Raw genomic sequence first — 6,583 nt, 5'->3', positions numbered from 1 at the left:
AAAAGATGACTCCTGATGAATACAGAAGCCATCTGATTGCTGCTTGAGAACGAAGGTTCCTTTTTAAAAGTGGCTACAAACAGGGTCACAGTTCAATAAAGGATTGTAGAGGACTCTTTTTGCGTGCTTTTTCGATGGACACAAGCCTAGAATCTCTTTACTTAATTAAGGATAAGCGGATTGCCACCAGCTAATGAGCTTAACCAATTATTTGTTCTCCACTGAAATGGAACCCAAGGAAGTCTGTATGGAGAGCAAAGGGCCGCCGCCATTAATGTCTGTTTTTCCCTTTGCCGCACCCGAGACTTTGCCCAAATCTGTCGCTGTTTTCAACGTGTATGCAAGGTTGGCTGGGAGAATGGCTGTGACCGTGCCTACTTCTGTTGAAGCTTTGAGCTGGCTTCCTTCGGCAAGGTTGTTCAGATCGAGACGAATAGTGCCTGCATCGGATGTAATCGATGATTTTCCGTCCACTTCAACTTCGGCAAGTTCAATCGATCCCGTATTGTTGGATATATCATAACTGCCTTTCAGACCGGTGAGTGAAATAGTGCCTACCTCGGTGGATATCTCATACTCCGCGACTTGGGCAGGAACTTCCACAACATAGTTAACAGTAAAATGGGAGTTCCCCAGATTTTTGTTGGCCCAGGACCATATATCCGTTCCATCCTGTCCTTTGGCTTGAAGCTGGACGGACGTCCTCTTTCCTTTGGTTATCAAGGAGACTTCCGCATTCTGGCCGAGTTCTTCCAGCGTAGATTCACCAGAACGATTGTTTAATGCCTGAAGGGTTGTGCGGACATGAAGCCCGCTGTCTTCACTGCGACGTATCTCAATATTTCCAACGGAATTTTCAATAATCAGTGTATTGGAAACCTCCTGCAGGCTTGCTTCAGCAAGCTCCTTGTCTATGGCGTTGCTGCTAATCAACTTCATCCATCCGGACTCTGCACCTTGTGAAGTGCTGCCTTCGGATGGTGATGTGATGGGGTTATTCGTGCATGCAGCCAACAGACTGACTGAACTCAGGGCAACCAGAAGCTTTTTGTATACTCTTCGCATGTTCTTGTCTCCTTCATCCTTCATATGTTCATGTATTATTCAACGACCAGGATACGTGGGGATGCATCTCGGATCACTCTCGAGGATACCCAGGAGCCAAGAGCTGCGGCAAGAATACTTAGACAAGCAAAGATTATAATGCCTCCCCAGTTCAAAATGAGAGGAATCTGTACAATCCCGTATCCCGATAGGACTTTTTCAAGCAGACGCGGCAGCACATACACACCGACAACGACTCCAAGTACTGCGCCGATGGCGGATAGAGCTGCAACGCCCATGGCAACGGACAATCGAATTCTTCTAGAAGTCATGCCTATGGACTTGTAAATACCGTAGGTTTTGCTTTCTTTACGAATACTGATTCGGCAGGTACTAAAAATGATGATAAACGTAACGAGAATAAACAACAGACCGATGAGAGCCATGGGGTAAACGAAAATGCTTGCAGCTTCAGCATATACGGAATCAAGCAGGGTTTTCTGCGTGACGATGGAAGCAGAGTCTTTGAATTGTTCATTCAATTGGTTAGCAATGGCTCCTGCCTGTGAAGGATCATTGACATTGATAAACGCCACATTTACATCTCCGTAATCCGGATTCACGCTTCGAACCGCTTGAGCTGTGATTCTTCCGGATACCGACAAGTCGGAGATGGCCTGATAGATGCCCGAAATCATGAACGTGCGCTTCTCTCCTTCAATGTAGAGATCAATGAGATCTCCAATATCCTTGTTGAACATCTTGGCAACACTAACCCCGATTGAAATTTCATTTTCGAGTTCCGGATTGTTTCCTCTCAACGTCTCAAAACCAAGATCTTGATAGCTTCCATCCAGTACTCTTAGATAAAGACTGGTAGACTGGCTGGCCACGTCGGTTGAATCATCTGGAAGGATAACTCCGGTGATGTTCCCTTGCCAGCCCACATTTTTGATGCGAGGGTCCTCTTCCAGCACCTGCTTTAACTCATCCTTGGGGAAGGTAGATTTGTTCACAACGACGGCGGCGATGTTAGCATTGTCGTAGCCCCACTTGGCAGCTGTCTGATAAATTCCGGTAATGCTGGTCAGTACAACATATCCAAGGACAAGCACAGAGGCAGCCATCGTGGTTAACAGCAGCATCAGAACAGAGCTCTTGGTATTCTTGATCAGATTTCGTATGCCAATGACGGCGGCTACTGGCAGCCGGGCAAATCCAATCCGGTTGGCTAGAGGCGAATTCATTCGTCGGGCCAAGCGGGTATTTTCTGTTTCCGACATACCGTAGCGGATGGCTTGAACAGGCTCGATGCTGCGCGCCTTTTTGGCGTATAACACAACGAATAATATTACCAGCGCAAACAGCAGTATGCCGACTAACATGGCTGCTCCGATGCCTTCCATCGGTACATCTCCATTGCCAGTTCGCAGAGAAGACACAGAAATGTTGATAATGAATTTGGATACAAACACGCTCAGCGCCAGTCCTGGAATAACGGCAATGATGGACAGCAAAGCATATTGAATAACATAGGTACCGATGGTTCTCTCGGAGGTCAATCCCAGTGATTTCAGAATCCCTATTGTTTTGTAGTTGGCCAGAATGGCATCCGAAATGGTAAATCCAATGGTGATGAGAGCGATAACCATCATGACAGCACCCAGGAAAATCATAATGAATCCAATAATCTGATTGATAATCAGATAGAAGGAAGAGATACTCTCAAACTCCATCTTGGTTTCCAAGAAAGGGGTATGGGTCTCACTGTTGTAACGATCCCAATAGCTGGAGTTGGTTCGAAAAACATCAAAATGGATACCCATCATATAATTATCTTTTCCTGCGAGTGCCTGGAAGTCATTCTGGTAGTCTGTACTGTTCATCCAGATCCTTGCCGCATTGGTGAATGGTGCACCGTAAGGTACATCGACTACAATCGCGGATACCCGAAGATCAAGCGCGGAGGACCCTGTTTTGAAATTAACGGTATCTCCTACGGCTATATCATAGGCATTCGCCATTGAAGTGGGAATCCATACGCTCCCTTGTTCGGGAGCCGAACTCTGCGCACCACTCGAAAAGATCAGTTCATCGACGGCCCAGGGCGGCTGAGGGGTATTCATCATGTACAGATAAAGGTTGGGAATGTCCATGCCTTTGAAGGCGATTCCGGACAAGGTACGATACGTGAGCAAAGTTGAAACCTCAACTCCGTCCTGTTCAGCCCACCATTCATAGACGGCTTTAGGGTCATTCAGTCCTTTATCAAACGTCAATATTTGATGGGACCCGTTGGTCCGGGTGTGCATTTCGTTGAACAGATTGCCCGTGTTGGCCAGAATAATAACCGCAGTAGATACCAGTAGTGTAGATAGCAAAATGAGCAAGGTGATAAACAGATTCTGTGTCTTATTTTTGCTCAGGTAAGAAAGGCTCAGTTTCAACATAGCAGCCATAAATTACTCCTTTCCCGACACAAACGCGAAGACCATCGATTCCCGATCCTGGATCTGGTGTTCGTCATATTTGTCAAACTCGAGAATACCTCCAACCTTGCCATCCCGGATAAAGATCAGACGATCCGCCCGGCAGGCTGCCTTGATATCATGCGTAACCATCACAACAGACTGTCCCTTTCGGTTGATATCGGTCAGGATATCCAGCACGGCTTTCCCGTGCTCATAGTTGAGGCTTCCCGTGAGTTCATCTGCAAAGATGATGTCCGGTGAATTGATCAGCGCACGTGCAATAGCTGCTCGTTGCTGCTGGCCACCCGAGGTTTGGGAGGGGAGACGGCTATTCTGTCCGTCGATATCCATTGCCTTCATGAGGTGGGTGGCACGTTCCTTGACCTCACTTTTTTTGCTTCCGGCAATGTAACCTGGCAAGGCGATGTTGTCCTGGATGGAAAGATCGGGCACCAGATTGATACTTTGGTAGATGTAGCCGATTCTACGGGTACGGAATTCGGATATTTCCCGCTCACTATAGGCGTCAATACGCTGATCCTGAAAATAAACCTCGCCGACTGTTACTTGGTCCAGTCCGCTTAACAGATAGAGCAGCGTTGATTTGCCTGAGCCGGAATTACCCATGATGACGGTAAAATCCCCTTCATAAATATCAAGATCAACATTGCGTATGGCATGATATTGCTCGCTTCCAGTATTATATGTCTTGCATAAGTTTTGAGCGCGGATAATGGATGTTTTGGTCAAGCAGATCACTCCCTATGGCAGTTTACGATTCATTCTAATAGGGGGATGTTGAGAAAGGCTTATCAAATTATGAATAAAGTATTACAGCCCTATTGGTAAATGGATTGAGATGAAGAAAAGAAGGTTGGAAATGAACTTCTATGCTCAGCAGATTGGAAGAGTAAACTGAAACAGGGTGCCCTGACCCTCTTTGCTGGAAAAGGAAATATGTCCTCCATGGGCTTCGATTATACTTTTGCAGATGGACAAACCGAGACCGGTACCCTCATGTATATTCCTTGCGGAAGGTGAGGCATTTCCCCTGAAATATCGTTCAAATACAAAAGGCATATCTTGAGCTCGGATTCCCTGCCCTGAATCGGCGATACTAATCCTCAATTTACCTAAATCAAGTTCCGCGTTAATCCGAATAGAATCTCCCGGGACGGTATGTTTGAGCGCATTGGAAACCAGATTGGACAGGACCTGTTCAATTCGTATGGGGTCCATTCGGATAAGAACATTGGGAATGTACTCCGGCTCCTCATACTTCAGACCGTTCATTCGTACGCTATGTCCAATGGGGTTCAACATCGTTTCAAATGCGGAACGGCTGTAAACCTCACGCGGCTCCATCGATATCTGGCCCAGCTCTTGCAGGGCATGTACAAGTAGGTCCTCTACGAGACGAGCTGTTTTGTCCGTATGTGTACGCATGATCTCCATATATTCCTTCAGCGTCTCCTCATCAGAGCACAGCCCTTCAAGAATGGCTTCTATGTATGCTTTTACCGTTGTAATCGGGGTTTTGAGTTCATGGGATATATTCGTAATCAGTTCTTTTTGTGCTTTTTCTTGTCTAATACGCTGCTCACTCAAATGCATGATTTCCGTGCGCATCAAATCCAGCATGGCATAAAGTTCGCCCATCTCATCCATCCGGTTATACTGAATCTGGTCATTATACTGCCCTTTGAGAATGGATTCCGCATGTTGTTTCAACTGGTGGATGGGGGACAACATCCGTTTTCTGATCTTACGCTTCATGAATATGAGGAGGAATCCTAGGAGGATAGAGATGATAACCAGGGTTCCCAGGACGAAAAAAGTGAATGTAGAGGACTTTTGACGATGACAAGTGATTGTGGAATCGTAAAAATGGCATTGCCAATCTGCCCGCCACCCGGTCCGTCCATCACAGGAAAGGCAATGTTCAGCGACTGGCTTCCGTCCATGGCCACCAATGCATGATTCAGATCATAATGCAAAGCAGATCGCAAATTGATCTGTGTTCCCTCGGAGGAAGGAGTGGAGGACAGTATCACCATTCCGTCCAATCCGACATAGTCGAAGTCAAGGCCGCTTTTCTCAGCGATGAAGTGCAGTTGATCTCGAAGATCCGGCTCATTTAGTCGTTCATGGTTTTGCTCCAGTTGAAGCAGAATCGGGTTAACCCTGAGACGAACCTGATTGATGGCCAGATTTGTCTCACCTGAGTGTCTTCCAATGAGCAAATTAAGAAAGAAGACAAGGCTGCATCCAATCAGAATAACTAGGAGAGTCAATGAAGTTTTGAGCCAGCGTTTGGTCCAGGTGGATAATGACATGTAGTGGTCTCCATTCCTGCTTATTCATAATTGAATTTGTATCCGACGCCCCACACCGTCTTCAGAACAGATGGATGGGAAGGGTCAGCCTCAATTTTCTCTCTCAATCTGCGTATGTACACAGTAACGGTATTCTCATCGCCATAGGCGGCATATCCCCAGATCGCATCAAGCAATTGGGATTTGGAAAAAACCTGATTTTTGTGATTAGCCAGATGAAACAGCAATTCAAATTCCTTGGCGGAGAGAGAAACCTCATTCCCGTCGACGGTGACCTTATAGGCTTTCTTGTCAATTTGGAGGTTACCCAGACGCAGTATATGGGTATGGTCTTGTTCAGCGCTCACACTATCATATCTTCTGAAATGAGCATTGATGCGGGCCAGTAACTCACTTAGGGAGAAAGGTTTGGTCATATAGTCATCCGCCCCGAATCCAAGCCCGAGCACCTTATCCGTATCACTTCCCCTCGCACTCAGAATAAGAATGGGGATGTTATTTCGTCTCCGAATTTCGCGGCATACATCAATGCCATCCATATCCGGAAGCATGATGTCCAGAATGATATAATCCGGCTGCAGCATATCCATCATCTGCAAGCCGCCCTGGCCATTACCTGCTACTGCTGCTTCATACTGATTCTTCGTCAAGTAGTCTCGTAGAATACGCGAGATATCGTGTTCATCCTCGATAATGAGAATTTTGCGTTTAGAGTTCATGTTAATCGCTCCA

At 46.4% G+C, this 6,583-nt stretch carries 6 protein-coding genes; all 6 read right to left on the bottom strand.

Annotated elements, in window-relative coordinates; genetic code table 11:
* Positions 1 to 207: 207 nt before the first annotated feature.
* Positions 208 to 1,065, bottom strand: coding sequence for a hypothetical protein (locus CRO25_RS27555; RefSeq protein ID WP_072735603.1), 858 nt, complete (start codon positions 1,063 to 1,065; stop codon positions 208 to 210).
* 35 nt (positions 1,066 to 1,100) lie between these two features.
* Positions 1,101 to 3,503: an ABC transporter permease gene (locus CRO25_RS27550; protein ID WP_079697152.1), complete on the bottom strand. Its 2,403-nt coding sequence runs from the start codon at positions 3,501 to 3,503 to the stop codon at positions 1,101 to 1,103.
* Between the two features lie 3 nt (positions 3,504 to 3,506).
* Complete coding sequence (locus CRO25_RS27545) at positions 3,507 to 4,265, bottom strand: ABC transporter ATP-binding protein (RefSeq protein WP_079697151.1); 759 nt, start codon at positions 4,263 to 4,265, stop codon at positions 3,507 to 3,509.
* Between the two features lie 144 nt (positions 4,266 to 4,409).
* A complete protein-coding gene (locus CRO25_RS27540; RefSeq protein WP_179132279.1) occupies positions 4,410 to 5,291 on the bottom strand; it encodes a HAMP domain-containing sensor histidine kinase in 882 nt (293 codons plus the stop codon).
* A 17-nt stretch (positions 5,292 to 5,308) separates the two neighbouring features.
* On the bottom strand, positions 5,309 to 5,851 hold the full coding sequence (locus tag CRO25_RS33595) for a hypothetical protein (RefSeq protein ID WP_179132278.1): 543 nt from the start codon (positions 5,849 to 5,851) through the stop codon (positions 5,309 to 5,311).
* A gap of 20 nt (positions 5,852 to 5,871) precedes the next feature.
* Positions 5,872 to 6,570: a response regulator transcription factor gene (locus CRO25_RS27535; protein ID WP_079697149.1), complete on the bottom strand. Its 699-nt coding sequence runs from the start codon at positions 6,568 to 6,570 to the stop codon at positions 5,872 to 5,874.
* Positions 6,571 to 6,583: the final 13 nt, after the last annotated feature.

It is taken from the genome of Paenibacillus sp. RU5M (assembly GCF_900221055.1).
GTDB classification, from domain to species: domain Bacteria; phylum Bacillota; class Bacilli; order Paenibacillales; family Paenibacillaceae; genus Paenibacillus; species Paenibacillus marchantiae.
Note: the sequence above shows the minus strand (reverse complement) of the source record. Positions and strands in the feature narration are given on the sequence as shown.